Annotated in this window: 13 protein-coding genes and 1 tRNA gene; 5 read left to right on the plus strand and 9 right to left on the minus strand. The window is 64.7% G+C overall.

The window, feature by feature from the left end; translation table 11 throughout:
- The first annotated feature begins 12 nt into the window (after positions 1-12).
- Positions 13-1,101, plus strand: coding sequence for a DNA polymerase IV (gene dinB / locus IWY39_RS10545; RefSeq protein WP_107124966.1), 1,089 nt, complete (start codon positions 13-15; stop codon positions 1,099-1,101).
- A 36-nt stretch (positions 1,102-1,137) separates the two neighbouring features.
- Here the strand turns inward: dinB and IWY39_RS10550 are convergent, their stop codons facing one another.
- On the minus strand, positions 1,138-1,920 hold the full coding sequence (locus IWY39_RS10550; protein WP_017183211.1) for a DUF1134 domain-containing protein: 783 nt from the start codon (positions 1,918-1,920) through the stop codon (positions 1,138-1,140).
- Between the two features lie 234 nt (positions 1,921-2,154).
- On the opposite strand from IWY39_RS10550, the gene IWY39_RS10555 reads away from it, so the two are divergent.
- Positions 2,155-2,246, plus strand: a tRNA-Ser gene (locus IWY39_RS10555).
- Between the two features lie 20 nt (positions 2,247-2,266).
- A complete protein-coding gene (locus tag IWY39_RS10560; RefSeq protein ID WP_107124968.1) occupies positions 2,267-2,818 on the plus strand; it encodes an arsenate reductase/protein-tyrosine-phosphatase family protein in 552 nt (183 codons plus the stop codon).
- On the opposite strand, the gene IWY39_RS10565 is transcribed toward IWY39_RS10560, so the two are convergent.
- From IWY39_RS10565 to IWY39_RS10580, 4 genes are all read right to left on the minus strand, one after another.
- On the minus strand, positions 2,787-4,001 hold the full coding sequence (locus tag IWY39_RS10565) for a carboxylate--amine ligase (protein ID WP_107124969.1): 1,215 nt from the start codon (positions 3,999-4,001) through the stop codon (positions 2,787-2,789). The two genes, IWY39_RS10560 and IWY39_RS10565, sit on opposite strands and share 32 nt — an antisense overlap.
- Positions 3,998-4,978 (minus strand): polysaccharide deacetylase family protein, encoded by a 981-nt coding sequence (locus IWY39_RS10570; protein WP_107124970.1) that lies wholly within the window; start codon positions 4,976-4,978, stop codon positions 3,998-4,000. Before IWY39_RS10570 ends, IWY39_RS10565 begins: the two co-directional genes overlap by 4 nt.
- Before the next feature lie 163 nt (positions 4,979-5,141).
- Positions 5,142-5,639 (minus strand): flavin reductase family protein, encoded by a 498-nt coding sequence (locus IWY39_RS10575; RefSeq protein ID WP_017183215.1) that lies wholly within the window; start codon positions 5,637-5,639, stop codon positions 5,142-5,144.
- A gap of 67 nt (positions 5,640-5,706) precedes the next feature.
- The gene (locus IWY39_RS10580; RefSeq protein WP_107124971.1) at positions 5,707-7,968 is read right to left on the minus strand and encodes an NADP-dependent malic enzyme; all 2,262 of its coding nucleotides are present in this window, start codon (positions 7,966-7,968) and stop codon (positions 5,707-5,709) included.
- 112 nt (positions 7,969-8,080) lie between these two features.
- Here IWY39_RS10580 and mutS point away from each other — a divergent pair, with 112 nt between their 5' ends.
- Both mutS and IWY39_RS10590 read left to right on the plus strand, forming a co-directional pair.
- Positions 8,081-10,732, plus strand: a complete 2,652-nt coding sequence (gene mutS / locus IWY39_RS10585) for a DNA mismatch repair protein MutS (RefSeq protein ID WP_107124972.1) — start codon at positions 8,081-8,083, stop codon at positions 10,730-10,732.
- Positions 10,733-10,741: 9 nt separating this feature from the next.
- The gene (locus IWY39_RS10590; protein WP_107124973.1) at positions 10,742-13,504 is read left to right on the plus strand and encodes a [protein-PII] uridylyltransferase; all 2,763 of its coding nucleotides are present in this window, start codon (positions 10,742-10,744) and stop codon (positions 13,502-13,504) included.
- Between the two features lie 113 nt (positions 13,505-13,617).
- On the opposite strand, the gene IWY39_RS10595 is transcribed toward IWY39_RS10590, so the two are convergent.
- The 4 genes from IWY39_RS10595 to IWY39_RS10610 are packed head-to-tail and all read right to left on the minus strand — an operon-like array spanning position 13,618 to position 17,206.
- Positions 13,618-14,229, minus strand: coding sequence for an ABC-type transport auxiliary lipoprotein family protein (locus IWY39_RS10595; protein WP_107124974.1), 612 nt, complete (start codon positions 14,227-14,229; stop codon positions 13,618-13,620).
- Between the two features lie 17 nt (positions 14,230-14,246).
- A complete protein-coding gene (locus tag IWY39_RS10600; RefSeq protein ID WP_017183220.1) occupies positions 14,247-15,209 on the minus strand; it encodes an MlaD family protein in 963 nt (320 codons plus the stop codon).
- 3 nt (positions 15,210-15,212) lie between these two features.
- Positions 15,213-16,097 carry an ABC transporter ATP-binding protein gene (locus IWY39_RS10605; protein ID WP_107124975.1) on the minus strand — a complete coding sequence of 295 codons (885 nt, stop codon included), beginning with the start codon at positions 16,095-16,097 and terminating at the stop codon, positions 15,213-15,215.
- Complete coding sequence (locus IWY39_RS10610; protein ID WP_019053159.1) at positions 16,097-17,206, minus strand: MlaE family ABC transporter permease; 1,110 nt, start codon at positions 17,204-17,206, stop codon at positions 16,097-16,099. Before IWY39_RS10610 ends, IWY39_RS10605 begins: the two co-directional genes overlap by 1 nt.
- Positions 17,207-17,259: the final 53 nt, after the last annotated feature.

The following is a 17,259-nucleotide window of genomic DNA, read 5'->3' on the forward strand; positions in this document are numbered from 1 at the left end:
TAAGATCGGGCCATGGACGCCCCGCCGCCATCGCCGCGCAAGATCATCCATATCGACATGGACGCTTTTTATGCGTCGGTGGAACAGAGGGACAATCCCGCGCTGCGTGGTCAGCCGATCGCGGTTGGCGGGGGTGGCCCGCGCGGGGTGGTCGCCACGGCCAGCTATGAGGCACGGGCGTTCGGGGTGAAGTCCGCCATGCCGGGCGCACGGGCGCGACGGCTCTGCCCCGACCTCATCTTCGTGCCTCCGCGATTCGACGCCTATCGCGCGGTGTCCGGGCAGATCCGGGCGATCTTCGCGCGCTTTACCGACATGATCCAGCCGCTATCGCTCGACGAAGCCTATCTGGACGTCACCGTGAACAAGCCGGGTATCGCGTCGGCGACGCAGGTAGCGGCGGAGATTCGCGCGCTGATTCGCGCAGAAACCGGGCTCACCGCCTCGGCCGGCGTGTCCTATAACAAGCTGATCGCCAAGCTGGCGTCGGACCAGAACAAGCCCGACGGCCTATGTGTCGTGCGGCCAAGCGAAGGCCCGGCCTTTATCGCCGCCATGCCGGTGCGGCGCATTCATGGCGTGGGTCCAGTGACGGCGGCGCGGATGCACGCGCTGGGGATCGAGACGGGGGCAGACCTGCGCGCGCGCGACCTGCCCTTCCTTCAGGCGCATTTCGGCAACGCCGCCCAATATTATTACCGGGCCGCCCGCGGGCAGGACGACCGGCCAGTGCGCGAACGCGAGCAGCGCAAGTCAGTGAGTGTCGAGGACACATTTTTTGACGACCTGACCGATCGGGATCGGCTGGTGGCGGAGATAGAGCGAATCGCCGCCAGTCTGTGGGGCCGGATCGAAAAGGCGCAGGCCTGGGGCCGGACGGTGACGCTCAAGATCAAATTCGCCGACTTCCGTATCATCACCCGCTCGCGCAGCTTTGCTACGCCGGTGCGCTCCCCCGACTTGCTGGCGCAGGCGGCGCGGGACTTGCTGCTGGCCCAGCTACCGCTGCGCATGGGCGCGCGGTTGTTGGGACTGGGGGTGCATAATCTGGAAGTGGAGGAGGAGGCTGGGCAGGGCGATCAACTGGCGCTGGGGCTGTAAGCCGCAGCCGTCAGTCCGCACGCCGTTGATCGCCCCTTAAAATGGCAGCCAGGTCCGCTTTTCGCTGAACTTCATGTAACCGGCGTTGACGCCCAGCCGATAGCCGACGCCAAGACGGATCGGGATCAGCACGACATTGCCCCAGCGCAGATAGCTGGCGGTGAAGCCGCCGACCAAATAGGCGGTGCCTTCGGCCGCCGGGAAGCGGTGATAGAGATCCTGCGTGTCGTAGAGATTGTAGACCAGCACGAAGGTGTTGGCCGCGTTGCCGCCGACATCGAAGCCGATCGATGGCCCTGTCCAATAGACTTCGCGCTTGCCCTCAACCTTGTGATTGAGCGTGCCGGACCCATAGCGCAGGCCGACAACGAAGGCACCTGACGCCTCACGCCCGGCGATATAGGCGTTCGGGCGACCCTGATCCTTCAATATTTTTTCGATGAGGCCCGCCAGCCCTTCCGCGCCCTTGCCGAACACGCCTTCCGCCGCGCCGATCAGATCGTCCTGCTGATAGGAATCGCTGGGCGCGATGGCGGCAGGCGGGGATGATTCCGTAACGGGTGCGCCGGTTGCTGTGGTGCCGGACGTGACGGCGCTGTTGGCCGGGCTGTCATTATAGACGCTGGGATCGACGCCGGGTTCTGTAGGGGCAGGGCGCGCGGGTGGCGGCGGCGCGAGATCGGCGTCGATCGCGGTGTTGGGATCGATGGTGCGCACCTGGGCAGACGCCACCGGGCTGAGCGCCAGCCCCGCCAGCGCCACGACCAGCGCGCCTGCGCGTGCCAGGCGGGCGCCCTTCCGTCCCATAATCCCGATCATGCCCGATGCTCCCCGCAAACTTCCATCTTAACCATCCCCCAGACTATCGGCTTTCAACCTGAAACGACAATGAACGAACGTCCACCTGAGTCGATTCCGGGCCGGAACGATTTACAAGCATTACATTAGCGCAAAAAATCCCCGAACAGGACCGTTGCCATGCGCCAAAGCCGTCGCTATAGGACACGTCGCCTAGCCGCAGCCCCGCCCCATGCGGGCGTTCAGGCCATGTTTGGAGACGTGGGTGAGTGGCTGAAACCAACGGTTTGCTAAACCGTCGTAGGGATAACTCCTTACCGAGGGTTCGAATCCCTCCGTCTCCGCCACCCTTTTTCGGACTGAACCGATGATCCGCGCCCGTTTCGGCACTTTGCGCGGCCTGGTCCGCCTGATCCTGTCCTATCCGCAACTGGCGCTGGGCTTGTCCGCAAGTCGCCCGGCTGATCCCGCGCAGGTGCGGCGGCTGGTGTTCGTGTGTCAGGGCAATATCTGCCGCAGCGCCTTTGCCGATGTCGTGGCGCGCAGGGTGGGGCTGCGGTCCGCGTCTTTCGGGCTGTCGACCACCACGGGGCGGGCCGCGCATGATCCCGCCATCGCCGCCGCCCGCGCCTTGGGTCATGATCTGGCGCAGCATCGTGCGGTCGACATGGCGGATTATGTGCCGCGGGCGGGCGACCTGCTGCTGGCGATGGAGGTGCGGCAATTGCACCGGCTGGCCACCGATCCGCGCCTCAACCATCTACCGCGGACATTGCTTGGGCGGTGGACGGTGCCGGTGCTGCCGCATCTGCACGATCCCTATGGGTTGGACGACCCATATATGGCGACCTGCCTCGCCCGAATCGAGCGGGCGGTCGAGGGGCTGGTCAGCGCTTTCCCCCGCGCACGGCTTTCCTGAACATCTGCGCCATATCCCGCATCCAGGGGCGGGGATCGGACAACGTCAGCACATAATAGCGGGTTGCCGGGTCGAAAAAGCCCAGCACATAGCCGATCAGATCCCTGACTGGCCGCCGTTTGAAGAACGGATCGCTGATGCGTCCCGGCGTGATCCACAGGCGTATGAGACGCTTGGTTTCCGGCACCATATAGCGCGCGCGCAGATCATCGCGCGGCGGTGGCGCCGGGTCACGCTGGCCCAGCACGGTACGGCGATAGGCTTCCCAGGCGAAATGCGCGCCACAATGGCGGGCCAGCGGCAGGCTGCCCCAGAAACGGCCATTGACCTCCATCAGCCAATAGCGTCCGCTGTCCGGCTCATAGCGATATTCGACCATCGCCTGCCCGTCCCAGTCGAGCGCGCGCAACAATTGTTCGGACAGCGCCATCTGATCGCCATGCAGGTTCGCCGGTTCGGCCCGGCACAGCGTCGATACGCCTCCTTCGGGGGGCCATTCGTGCAGGCGGCGATGCTGGAAGCGCAGCGTCGCCTGTCCCTGTTCCATGTAGAGCATCTGCCCCAGGCCGACGCCCCGGCAATATTGCTGGATCAACGGCCAAAGGCCTACAGGCGCGTAGCGGTCCAGCAGTGCGACCAGCTCTTGCGGCGTGTGGACATATTCGGTCTTGAGCCATTCGAGCCCGGCCTGCTCCAAGATTGGCATGATCGCGGGCGGATTGGCCCATTTGGCGACCAGCGGATAATGCATCGTCGCGACACCGGCGGCAAAATCCTCGCCGATCTGCGGTTGCCAGGTCTGCGGCACGCGCAGGCCAGCCTTTTCGGCAATGTCCAGCGTACGGAATTTGTCGATGACCTTGGCCAGCCGGTCGGGTCGGGGCACCAATATGTGGCAATCGCCGATCGTGGGTGGCAGCTCTGCCAGTTCCAGAAGGTCCGATTCGGACACGGCCAACACCGCGCCCGCGCCGGTGCGGGCGATCAGGTCCGGCAGCCAGAGCGCGGCGGGGCCGTCGGGGCGCAAGTGCGACCGGGTGCAATGGCGAGAGGCCGCACCCACGCTGTCCGCATCGCTCGCGACGCCGTGCACGGGCACGCCATGCTCGCCCAGTTCACGCACGACCGTCAGGCCGATGGCGTTTTCCAGACCCAGGACGATGGCGCCGGGCAGGGCTGTCACGCAGGCACCAGCCGATGTTCGTAGCGCCATGTCGACCAGGCCTGCTGGGCGATCCGCAACCCGGTGCGCAGACGACTGGGCGGCACGCGGGTCAGGCTGCGGCCAGCGCGATCGGCCAAATCGTCGGGCAGGTCGTGGAAGCCTGCGCCACGGATCTGCGGCAGGCGGGCCGCCTCCCGGCATAGCGCGACGAACCGAGCCTTGACCGCGCCATTGGGGCGTTGCCGGTCGCGGGACAGCATTTCGAAACTATGGGTGACAATGACGAAGGCATCATGGCCTTCCTGCGCAGCATGGCGCAGCCCCGCGCGCATTTCGGCGGCGGACATGGCGCAGATTTGCGCCGGACGAAAGCGGCCGGGCCGGTCGGATATGCCCGATACCGGCAATTCTCTGATACCGTGCAGCCGGCTTGCGCCTATCTCGCCCGGATCGGCATCGATATGGCAGTCATGGCCCAGATAGGCAGGATTGACGCTGCTGTCCCAGGACAGGCCGATTGCCGCAAGGGCGCGCAGCGTGTCGTCATTGGCCCCGAAATTACCCGCGCGAAAGGCGGTGATGGCGGGCGCCCCGGCCTGTTCCAGCAGCTGCCTGGCCAGGCCCAGCAGGACGATCTGGTCCGCCAGCGTGAAATCGCCGATATTGCGGCCCTGTCGTCCACCGATCGGCGATTCCTTCGCCCAGGCGAGCCATTCGGTGTGGATGTGCATCTGCACTTCATGGCCGCGCTCCACGATCGCGGTGACGATCGGGGTCAGGAAATCGGCGCCGTGGACCAGCGCGGGCAGGGGATCGAGGAAGAACACGCCTTTCAGGCCATGGCGGTCGAGCATGTCCATCTGCCAGCCTATGCCATGCGCCTGCCCCTGCGCTTCGGCCCAGATCGAACGGCGGATATTGTCATCCAGGTCGACGCCGCGCTGCTGGAGCGAGGCGGACAGTTCCGTATCGACGGTGATGAGCAGCGCGGTCATGGGCGATCCGGTCGTGGGGAGGCAATTGGACAGCAATAGGGATCAGGAGTTAAGGACCGGTGATATGTCCCCAATATGTCCTCTGGTCCACATATTGGAAAGATAGCATCGGGCCGTCAATCCGCCGCCATCCCTATCCTACGCTGCGACAATGACCACCCCGTCACGCGAGCAGCGAAAATTCCCCGTAATTGCCCTGAAAGAACAGCAAGGGGCTTTCAGGCCGGTCGACTTCCAGCGCGATGACCTTGCCCAGCACGATATAATGGTCCCCTGCCTCGTGGACCGCGTCCAGCGTGCAGTCGATCCAGGCGACGACATTGTCCAATATCGGTGATCCATTGGCCGATACACGGTGCGAGACGCCGGCAAACTTGTCCTCGCCGCGCCCGGACAACTGGCGGCACAGCGCCTGCTGGTCACTGGCCAGCACATTAACGCAGAATTTGCCGACCGCAGCCAGGCGTGGCCAGCTTTGCGATGTTTTGGCGGGGAAGAAGGCGACCAGCGGCGGATCAAGCGAGACCGAGGTGAAGGAGCCGACCACCATGCCGACGGGCGCGCCGTCCGCCTCTACGGCGGTGACGACGCATACGCCGGTGGGATAATGGCCCAGCACCCGGCGGAAGGTTGCGCTGTCGAAACTGATCACGTCATTCATGCGGACTCTCCCCTGCACCCCATCATGTTTCCTTGCTGCCACAGGATGGGGTGCGATTTTATGTCGATCAAAGCGCGATCCCGCCCGCCGCCAGCACTGCCAGCGTCAGCAGTTCCGATGCGTTGGACGCCATCGTCGCAATCTGTACCGATTTTTCCATGCCCACCAGCACCGGGCCGATCATCGACGTGCCGCCCAGTTCGCGCAGCAGCTTGGCCGAGATATTGGCCGATTGCAGGCCGGGCATCACCAGCACATTGGCGGGGCCGGACAGGCGGCTGAACGGATAGCTTTTCATGACCGCCGGGTTGAGCGCCACATCGGCGGTCATTTCGCCTTCATATTCGAAATCGACGCCGCGTTCGTCGAGCAATTTCACCGCGCCGCGCACATTTTCCAGAAACGCGCCGGGCGGGTTGCCGAAATTGGAGTAGGAGAGGAAGGCGACGCGCGGGTCATGGCCCATGCGGCGGGCCACGGCGACAGTGCCTTCTGCTATATCGGCCAGTTCGTTTGCCGTCGGGCGCTCGTTGACGGTGGTGTCGGCCAGGAACACGGTCTTGTCCTTGGCCACCATGACATGAATACCGAACGGGGTGCGTCCTGCCGCCGGGTCCATCACCCGCTTCACCTCCCGCAATGTCTGCGCATAGGGGCGGGTCATGCCGGTGATCATCGCATCGGCCACGCCCATCCTGACTAGCAATGTGCCGAAAATATTGCGATCGCGGTTCACCATCCGCTCACAATCGCGGCGCAGATAGCCGCGCCGTTGCAGGCGCGCGTAGAGCAGGTCGACCATTTGCGGGACCAGCGGCGAATTGACGCTGTTGTGCAGTTCGAAACTGTCGGGATCGCGCACGCCCAGCGCCTTGAGCTTGTCGAGCACATCGCCGCGACCGACCAGCACCGGGATGCCATAGCCCAGGTCGCGGAACTGGATCGCCGCGCGCAACACCACTTCCTCCTCCGCTTCGGCAAAGACGACGCGCTTGGGATTGGCCTTGGCCACTTCATAGGCCGTGGTCAGGACCGATGTGGTCGGGTTCAGCCGGCCCTTCAAAGACTGGCGATAGGCGGCCATGTCGGCGATCGGCTTTTGCGCCACGCCGCTGTCCATCGCCGCCTGCGCGACGGCAGAGGGCACCACTTCCATCAGGCGCGGGTCGAACGGGGCGGGGATGATATAGTCGGGTCCGAAACTGTGCGAACGGCCATAGGCCTTGGCCACTTCCTCCGGCACCTGTTCGCGTGCCAGTTCGGCGATGGCATGGGCGGCGGCGACCTTCATCGCTTCGTTGATCGTCGTCGCCCGCACGTCCAGCGCGCCGCGGAAGATGAACGGGAAGCCGATGACATTGTTGACCTGGTTGGGATAGTCCGACCGGCCCGTCGCCACGATCGCTTCGGGGCGCACCGCCTTCGCATCGGGCGGGGTGATTTCCGGGTCGGGATTGGCCATCGCAAAGATGATCGGCTTTTCGCCCATATCCTTGACCATGTCCGGCGTCACCGCGCCCTTGACCGACAGACCAAGGAATACGTCCGCGCCCTTCATCGCTTCCTTCAGCGTGCGCGCGTCGGTCCTGACTGCATGGGCCGATTTCCACTGGTTCATGCCTTCGGTGCGACCCTGGTAGATCACGCCCTTGCTGTCGCACATGATGACATTGTCACCCGCCACGCCCAGCGCCTTGATCAGTTCGGTGCAGGCGATCGATGCCGCGCCCGCGCCATTGACCACGACTTTCAGGTCTTTCAATTCACGCCCGGTCAGCATCGCGGCGTTGATGACGCCTGCGGCCGCGATGATCGCGGTGCCATGCTGGTCGTCATGAAATACCGGAATGTTCATCCGCTCCTTGAGCGCCTGTTCGATGATGAAACATTCGGGCGCCTTGATATCCTCAAGGTTGATGCCGCCGAATGTCGGTTCCATCAGTTCCACCGCCTCGATGAAGCGGTCGACATCCTCGGTCTTGAGCTCAATGTCGATGCTGTCCACGTCGGCAAAGCGCTTGAAGAGCACCGCCTTGCCCTCCATCACCGGCTTGGATGCGAGCGCGCCGAGGTTGCCAAGGCCCAGAATCGCCGTGCCGTTGGTGATGACGGCGACCAGATTGCCCTTGGCGGTATAATCATAGGCGGTGGCGGGGTCCGCCGCGATGGCCAGCACGGGCACCGCAACGCCGGGGGAATAGGCCAGCGACAGGTCGCGCTGGGTCGCCATGGGTTTGGACGCGATGATCTCGATCTTGCCGGGGCGTCCGGTCGAATGGAAAAACAGCGCCTCGCGCTCGGAAAATTCCACACTCGACTTGTCGGTCATCACTCATCCGCCCTTTGCTGTCCGTTCCGTCGGCCCTAGCGGCAAGCGCGCCTTGTGGGCAAGTGCGAGAAGGCTTCTTTCCTGCTGTGCAGCTTGGCGCTATCCGGGCTTCATGCCCAGCGCCCCGAACGACATCGCGATCCAGCCCGCCCCCACGCCCATGATGGCGCAATATCTGGCGCTCAAGGCTCAGGCGAATGACTGCCTGCTCTTCTACCGCATGGGGGATTTCTTCGAACTATTCTTCGACGATGCGAAGGCAGCGGCCGCGACGCTCGACATTGCGCTGACCAGTCGGGGCGAACATGGCGGCGTGCCGATCCCGATGTGCGGCGTGCCGGTGCACAGCGCGGAAGGCTATCTGGCCCGGTTGATCAAGGCGGGCCACCGGGTCGCCATCGCCGAACAGACCGAAACGCCGGCGCAGGCCAAGGCGCGCGGCGGCAAGACGCTCGTGGCGCGGGACATCGTCCGCTATGTGACGGCGGGCACGCTGACCGAGGAAACATTGCTCGATTCCCGTCGCGACAACATGCTTGTCGCGCTGGCGCAGGTGGGCGGAGAGGGCGAGGTCGGCCTGGCCGCCGCCGACATCTCGACTGGCCGGTTCGAAACGATGACATGCCGGCCCGCCGATCTGCCCGCCGAACTCGCCCGCCTGCGCCCCAGTGAGACGGTGGTGGCGGAAGGGGCGACGCTCGACATAGCCGACGCGCATATGTTTGATCGCGCCGCCTTTTTCAGCAGCCGCGCCGAAACCGCGCTCAAACGGCTGTTCGGGGTCGCGACGCTGGACGGGTTCGGGCAGTTCAGCCGCGCCGAACTGGCGGCGATGGGCGGGTTGATCGGCTATCTCGACCATGCGGGCAAGGGGACATTGCCCTTCCTTGCGCCACCCCTGCGCCAGACGAGCGGTGGCCATGTCGCCATCGATGCGGCGACGCGCGAGAGCCTGGAAATTGTCGCGACGATGAATGGCGCGCGGGCGGGCAGCCTGCTGGGCGCGGTCGATCGCACCGTGACGGGGGCGGGGGCGCGGCTGTTGGCGCAGGATCTGTCCGCGCCGCTCATGGATATGGGCCTGATCGACGCGCGGCTGGGACTGGTGCAATTGTTCCATGACGATGCGGGACTGCGCGACCAGTTGCGTGGCGCTTTGCGCGCACTGCCGGACATTGGCCGGGCGCTGGGCCGGGTCGCGGTGGGCCGGGGCAGCCCGCGCGACCTTGGCCAGTTGCGCGACGGACTTGGCGAAGCGCGCCTGTTGCGGGAGCGGCTGGGGCGTCTGCCCGACCAGCCGCTGCTGCTCGCCCGCCTGCTGCCCGCGCTCGATGGCCATGGCGCGCTGGTCGACAATCTGGCGCGCGCGCTGGTGCCTGCTCCGCCGACCGAAACGGCGAGTGGCGGCTATATTGCTGATGGCTATGACCCGGCGCTGGACGAATTGCGCCGCATGGCGGGCGATGGCCGCCGGGCGATCGCTGCGCTGGAGGCGAAATATCGCGCACAAACCGGCATCTCCGCCCTCAAGATCCGCCATAATGGCGTGCTGGGCTATCATGTCGAAGTTCCCGCCCGCGCCGCCGACACGCTGATGCAACCCGACAGCGGCTTTACCCACCGCCAGACACTGGCGGGCGTCGTGCGCTTCAACTCGGTCGATCTGCATGAGGAAGCCGGGCGCGTCGCGCAGGCGGGGGGGCATGCGCTGGTCGCCGAAGCGGCCCATCTGGAAGACCTGATCGCCGCCGTTCTGGATCGCAAGGCGGACATTGCGCGCGCCGCCCAGGCCCTGGCCCGGCTGGATGTCGCCGCAGCGCTCGCCGAACGGGCGGCGGAGGGCGGCTGGCAGCGGCCCCATTTCGTGGTGGCGGACGGAGCCGGGCCATGCCTGGACATTGTCGGCGGCCGGCATCCGGTGGTGGAGGACGCGCTGCGGCGCGAAGGGCAACCCTTTGTCGCCAATGATTGCCGTCTGGTGCAGGACGACCGGCTATGGCTGGTCACTGGCCCCAATATGGGCGGCAAATCCACTTTCCTGCGGCAAAATGCGCTGATCGTCATATTGGCGCAGGCGGGCGCCTATGTCCCGGCGCAGGCCGCGACGCTCAGTCTGGTCGACCGGCTGTTCAGCCGGGTCGGCGCGTCCGACAATCTGGCGCGGGGCCGCTCCACTTTCATGGTCGAGATGGTGGAGACCGCCGCGATCCTGGCGCAGGCGACCGCCGACAGCTTCGTCATTCTGGACGAGGTCGGGCGCGGCACATCCACCTATGACGGGCTTGCGCTCGCATGGGCGGTGGTGGAGGCGGTGCATGAGGTCAATCGCTGCCGCTGCCTGTTTGCCACCCATTATCATGAACTGACCCGGCTGGCGGAAAGCCTGTCCTCGCTCTCGCTCCATCATGTGCGTGCGCGCGAGTGGAAGGGCCAACTGGTGCTGCTGCATGAACTGGCCGACGGGCCGGCCGATCGCAGCTATGGCCTGGCCGTCGCGCGGCTGGCGGGCCTGCCGGCCGCGGTCCTCAAACGCGCCAAGGACGTGCTGGCCCGGCTGGAAGCGGGCAAGGCCAGGACGGGCGGCATCGCGGCGGGACTGGACGACCTGCCGCTGTTCGCCGCCGTCGCCGCCCAGCCCGAACCGCTGGTCGATCCGCTGCGCGCCGCGCTTGATGGCATTGATGCCGACGCATTGTCGCCGCGCGAAGCGCTCGATCACATATATCGGCTGAAACAACTGGCCGCGACCAGCGAGCAAGACTAGATAGCCATCATGGTCATGCAATTTCCCGCGCTGGGATCGCGCCGCGCGATCATCGATCGGCGTGCGATTTCCGACAATATTACCGCACAGGCGCAACTGCACCGGAGCGATCCGATGCTGCTGCGCGGCGTGATCGTCAAGGAATTGAAGGCAGCGCTGGACGACGGCCGCGCCGAAATCGCCCGGCGGCTGCATGCCAAGCCCACGCGTGGGCGGGAGTCGGTGACGGCCTTTGCCTTCCTGATCGACCAGATTTTGCGCCTGCTCTATGACGCGACGACGCATCATCTCTACCCGTCGGGCAATCGCAGCACGGGCGAACGGATCGCCCTGATCGCGGTTGGTGGCTATGGCCGGGGCGAAATGGCGCCGCATAGCGACGTCGACATCGGCTTCATTACCCCATGGAAACCGACCGGCTGGACCGAGCAGGTCATCGAATCCATGCTCTACTCGCTCTGGGATCTTGGTCTGAAAGTCGGGCACTCCAGCCGCTCGATTGACGAGACGATGCGGATGGCCAAGGCCGACCTCACGGTCCGCACTGCCCTGCTGGAGGCGCGCTATGTCTGGGGCGACCGGGCGCTGTACGAGGAAACATCAACCCGCTTCGACGCGGAAGTGATGCAGGGCACTGCCCGCGCCTTTGTCACCGACAAGCTGGCGGAGCGTGACGAGCGCCACAAAAGGATGGGCGACAGCCGCTATGTCGTTGAACCCAATGTGAAGGAGGGCAAGGGCGGCCTGCGCGACCTGCACACATTGTTCTGGATCGGCAAATATGTGAACCGGGTGCGCTCGGTGGCCGAACTGGTCGATGTCGGGCTGCTGACCCAGCTGGAACTGCGCCAGTTTCAGAAGGCGGAGGATTTTCTGTGGGCGGTGCGTTGCCACCTGCACACCATCACCGGCCGGGCGGAGGATCGGCTGACCTTCGACCTCCAGCTGGAAACCGCGACGCGGATGCGTTTTACCGGGCGGCATGGCCGGTCGGGGGTGGAGCGCTTCATGCGCTATTATTTCCTGAACGCCAAGATTGTGGGCGATCTGACGGCCATGTTCCTGGCCCATCTGGACGATCAGTTGGGGGCCAGGGGGCGGCGCTACATCCCCGCCCTGTTTCGCCGACCCAAAAAGCTGGACGGCTTCGTCCTGGAACGCGGTCGGCTGTCGCTGCCCAGCGATGATTTCTTTCAGGTCGATCCGGTCCGGCTCCTGGAAATCTTCGCCGTCGCCGACCGCCATGGCCTGGCCATCCACCCCGGCGCAATCCGCGCGGCCAGCCGCGACGCCGGACTGATCAACGCCAAGGTGCGCAAGGATCCGCGCGCCAATGCGGCCTTCATGGATGTGCTCACATCCCCGCGAGATCCCGAAACCGTGTTGCGCTGGATGAACGAATCGACCGTTTTCGGACGCTTCATTCCCGATTTCCGCCGCGTCGTGGCGCAGATGCAGTTCGATATGTATCACCATTATACGGTGGACGAACATACGATCCGCGCCGTTGGCCTGCTGGCCCGGATCGAAAAGGGCGACCTGCCCGGCGATCATCCGCTGGCGAGCGAACTGATGGGCAAGCTGCTGTCGCGCCGCGTCCTGTACGTCGCGGTGCTGCTGCATGACATTGCGAAGGGACGGGGCGGGGACCATAGTATCCTGGGCGCGGACGTCGCCAAGCAACTGTGCCCGCGGCTGGGCCTGACCCCGGCGGAGACGGAAACGGTCGCCTGGCTGGTGCGCTATCATCTGCTGATGTCGGCCACCGCCTTCAAGCGCGATCTGGCCGATTACAAGACGATCCTGGATTTCGTCGATGTCGTGCAAAGCCCGGAGCGGCTGCGCCTGCTGCTCTGCCTGACCGTGGTGGATATTCGCGCGGTCGGGCCGGGGGTGTGGAACAGCTGGAAACGGCAGTTGCTGGGCGACCTGTACGAGGCCGCCGAAGAATTGCTGCGGCTGGGTCACAAGCAGAAGGGGCGCAGCGAGCGGGTCGCAGCCAAGCAGGAAGCGACGCGGCAGGCGTTGGGTCTGCCTGATGCGGAATTTGAACGGCTGCGTCGTCGGCTGCCCGAATCCTACTGGATCGCCGAGCCAGAGGATATTCTGATCCACAATGCGCAGCACATCATGGCGTCTGCCGATGCGCCCCTGTCGATCGCCGCCCATTATTATCCGCAGCGCGGCGCGACGCTGGTGACGGTCTATGCGACCGACCATCCGGGGCTGTTCTATCGCATCGCGGGCGCCATCCACCTGGCGGGCGGCAACATCATCGACGCGCGCATCCATACGACACGCGACGGCGTGGCGATCGACAATTTTCTGGTGCAGGATCCGTTTGGCGGTGCCTTTCACGATCCCGACCAACTGACCCGCATCCGCAACGCGATCGAGGATTCGCTGTCCAATCGCCACCGGATGATCACCAAATTGTCGGCGCGCCCGTTGACCCGAACCCGCGCCGAAGCGTTCCGCATCGTCCCCAACGTGCTGATCGACAACAAGGCGTCGAACCGCTTCACCGTGGTGGAAATCAACGCTGCCGACCGGCCAGCCCTGCTGTTCAGCCTGGCCAATGCGCTGTTCCAGTCGAAGGTAACCGTCCATAGCGCCCATGTCGCCACCTATGGCGAACGCGCGGTCGACACATTCTATGTCACCGACCTGCTCGGCGGCAAGATCGAGAGCAAGGCGCGGTTGCAAACGCTTGAGCGCCGCCTGCTCGAAGCGGCAGGCGGCGAGGTGAATGAAGCGCTGGAGCGGGCTTAGGGTGCGACGCCTTCACATCAATCCGTTCGTTTCGAGCGAAGTCGAGAAACGTTAGTACGCAGTTTCTCGACTTCGCTCGAAACGAACGGAAGTTGGCGTGCGTCTACCCAACTTTAACCCGGCTGCGTTGCCAGCCAGGCCGCGACATCGGCCGCGACCTTGTTCGCCGCTGCGTTGAGCGGCACGCCGATCGTGCCTGCCTCGATCTTGGCGCCGACCGGCACGGTGGCGGTAAAGCGCTGCCGCGCGATCACGGTGCCGCTGCCCTTGGTCAATATCGCGTCATAGGTCACGACCGCGCTGTTGCCCGGCGCATCCAGGCCAAAAGCGACCAGTTCGCCCATCAGCCGCTGGCCAGCGTCGCCCGTATATTGGCCTGGGTCCAGCACGATGCGGTTGCTGGTCGCGGAAATCGTCTCCGCCAGCAGTTTCTGGAACAGATGGCGGGGCGTGTCGGCCCATTGCACCTTGGTCACATAGGCGATCGAGGTGGGCGACAGCTTCACCGGCACCCGCACCGTATCGAGCGTCTTGGGCGCTTCGGGATCGGCCACGGTCAGGCTTGGTCCCTGCGCGCCAGTCAGTAGGCGTCCCGGCGCGACGCTCTGCGTGGCGCTCAGCGCCAGCAATTGTTCTGGCGGCTTGGCCCCGAAGGAGACGCAGCCAGCCAACAGGAAGGCTGCGGTGAGCGCAACCGTGGCGCTGCGCGTTTGGCGGTTGAACATACGCCTTGTCCCTCTCATCATGGCTTGTAATCCGGCAATTTGGGCGATCCTACCAGCGAACCAGCGCCTTGCTGATCCAGCTTTTCGGCCACGCCGCGGAAGGCGCGCGACATTTCGCGCAGGTCGCGGACCAGCTGGTTGACCTCCGGCATGGTCTGGTTGCTGAAGGCGCGCACGCCCGGCTGGGCTTCGGCAATTGTCTTATCCAGCGTGTCGATGCTGCGCGTCGCCGACTGAACGCTCTTGCGCAGGTCGGCCATCAGCGGCTTGCCCTCGTCGGTCAGCAGCGAATCGGTCGTCGCGGCCAGCTTGCCAATCTGTTCGGCCGCAACCCCGGTGCGCTGCACCGCGATGCGCGCTTCAGCCAGCGTGGCGGAGATTTCGGGGCTGCGATCCGCCAGCGAACTCGAAATACGCTCGACATTGGCCAGGATGCCGGCGATCGACTGCTGATTCTTGTCGTTCAGCAATTCGGTCAGCCGCTCGGTCAGGGTCGACAGGCGTTCCAGCAGTTGCGGCGCATTATTGAGCAATTCGCCCAGCGCGCCCGGCTTGGTCGGGATGACCGGCACGCCATCGGGGCAAACCGTCAACGGATTGTTGGCCGGGCAAATGATCGGCGGCGCGCCCTTGACCGCGCCATCCAGCACGATTTCGCTGACGCCGGTAAAGCCCACACCCGCGATCGTCGCGGTCGTGCCTTGCAGGACAGGTGTGCCGTCCTTCACCGAAATGCGAACCTTCACAAATCCGGGATCGCGCTTCCACAGCTCGATCTTTTCGACCTGGCCGGACGGCACGCCCGAATAATTGACGCTCGATCCCTTCGCCAGGCCGTTGACCGACTGTTTGAAGAAGATGTCATATTCCTTATTCTCGCCATCGGACAGGCGCGAAAACCAGAAGGCGGCACCGATGATCGCCGCCAGCAGCAGCAGCGTGACCGTGCCCACAAGCACATGGTTGGACCGGGTTTCCATATCCTATTGCCTTCCATCGGGCGACGTCTGGGCCACCCTATCCTGTTCGCGGTCATGTTGACGGGTAACCGCCGCCGTCGCGGCGCGGCCGCGCGGGCCGTTGAAATATTCCTGAATCCACGGATGATCGGTGGCCAGCAATTCGTTGATCGTGCCGACGGCAATCACCTTCTTGTCGGCCAGAACGGCGACCCGGTCGCAGATCGAATAGAGCGTATCAAGGTCATGGGTGATCAGGAACACCGTCAACCCCAGCGTCTGTTGCAACTGGCGGGTCTGTTCGTCGAACGCAGCCGCGCCGATCGGGTCCAGCCCGGCCGTCGGCTCGTCCAGAAACAACAGGTCCGGGTCCAGCGCCAGCGCGCGCGCCAGCCCCGCCCGCTTCTTCATCCCGCCCGACAGTTCCGACGGATATTTGGGACCAGCCTCGGCAGGGAGACCAGTCATCCGGATCTTGTAGGCGGCGATTTCGTCGCGCAGTTCCGCGCCGATATTGGGATAATATTCGCGGATCGGCACTTCGACATTTTCCGCGACGGTCAGTGTGGAAAACAGCGCGCCGCCCTGAAACAGCACGCCCCAACGCTTGCGGATCGCCAGCGCCTCGTCGTCGGAACGGCCGATCATCGATTCGCCAAAGACGTGGATTTCCCCTTCGTCCGGGGTCTGCAGGCCGATGATTGCCCGCATCAGCACCGATTTGCCGGTGCCGGACCCGCCGACAACGCCCATGATCTCGCCCTTGCGCACGTCCAGGTCCAGCCCGTCATGCACCACCTGATCGCCAAAACTGTTGCGGATGCCGCGCACCGAAATCGCGATGTCGCTTTGCTCCATCACGGTTTCGATCCGCTCTTCCTCGGCGACGATGTCGTCATGCTCGGCCATCAGTTCCACCCCACCCAGGTAAAGAACACGGCGAATATCGCGTCGAGGACGATGACCAGGAAAATGGCCTGCACGACCGCAGCCGTGGTGCGCAGCCCCACTTCCTCCGCATTGCCCTTGACCTGCATCCCCTGAAAACAGCCGGAAATGGCGATGATCAGGCCGAATACCGGGGCCTTGATCAGTCCCACCCACAGGTCGGTGATCGGCACGACTTCGCGCAGGCGCTGGACAAAGGTGATCGGGGGTATGTCGAGCGCGATGGCGCAGAGGAAACCGCCGCCGATGACCGCCATGATCGATGCGTAAAAGCCCAGCAGCGGCATCATGACGACGACCGCCAGCGTGCGCGGCAGCACCAGCGCCTCCATCGGCGATACGCCGATCGTGCGCATCGCATCGACTTCCTCGGTCAGCTTCATCGTGCCAAGTTGCGCGGCGAACGCGGATCCGGACCGGCCCGCGACCATGATCGCGGTCATCAGCACGCCCAGTTCGCGGAAGGTCAGCCGACCGACCAGATTGATCGTCAGCATCTCCATGCCGAACTGGCGCAACTGCACCGATCCCTGCTGCGCGATGACGATGCCGATCAGGAAACTCATCAGGCCGATAATGCCCAGCGCCGACACGCCGACAACCTCGAACCGCTGGACCACGGCATTGACGCGGAACCGGCTGGGGTGGCGGATGATGTTCCAGGTCGCGACCAGCGTGCCGCCGAAAAAGCCCAGCAGGCCCAGCATGGTCGATCCCGCCATGCTGACCGCCTCGCCGATCTGGCCGACGACGCGGCGGATCGCCGGGACATGATCGGGCCGGATCGATACAGGTTCATCCAGCGCCCCGACCGCGTCGATCAGCCGCATCGTATCGTCGCGCCCGCCGGTGATCGGGGCGCTCAGCCGCCTGGCCGTGCGATGCACGGTCCATGCGCCGATCGTGTCGATATGGTCGACCTCCGACAGGTCGATCGCGCTGACAGGGCCCTGCACCGCATCCAGCCGACCGGGCAGGTCATGCAGGCAGGCAACGGCCAGCGATCCGGAAAGTCGGATCACTGTGCCGTCGTCACGCATTTCTTCGGCAAGATCGGCGGCTTTGTTCATGCGATGGGATTACTGGTCCAATATCGGTTGCGCGGCAAGCCGAAACGGCCCAA

Source organism: Sphingobium sp. JAI105, from assembly GCF_015752145.1.
Classification (GTDB): Bacteria; Pseudomonadota; Alphaproteobacteria; order Sphingomonadales; family Sphingomonadaceae; genus Sphingobium; species Sphingobium xenophagum.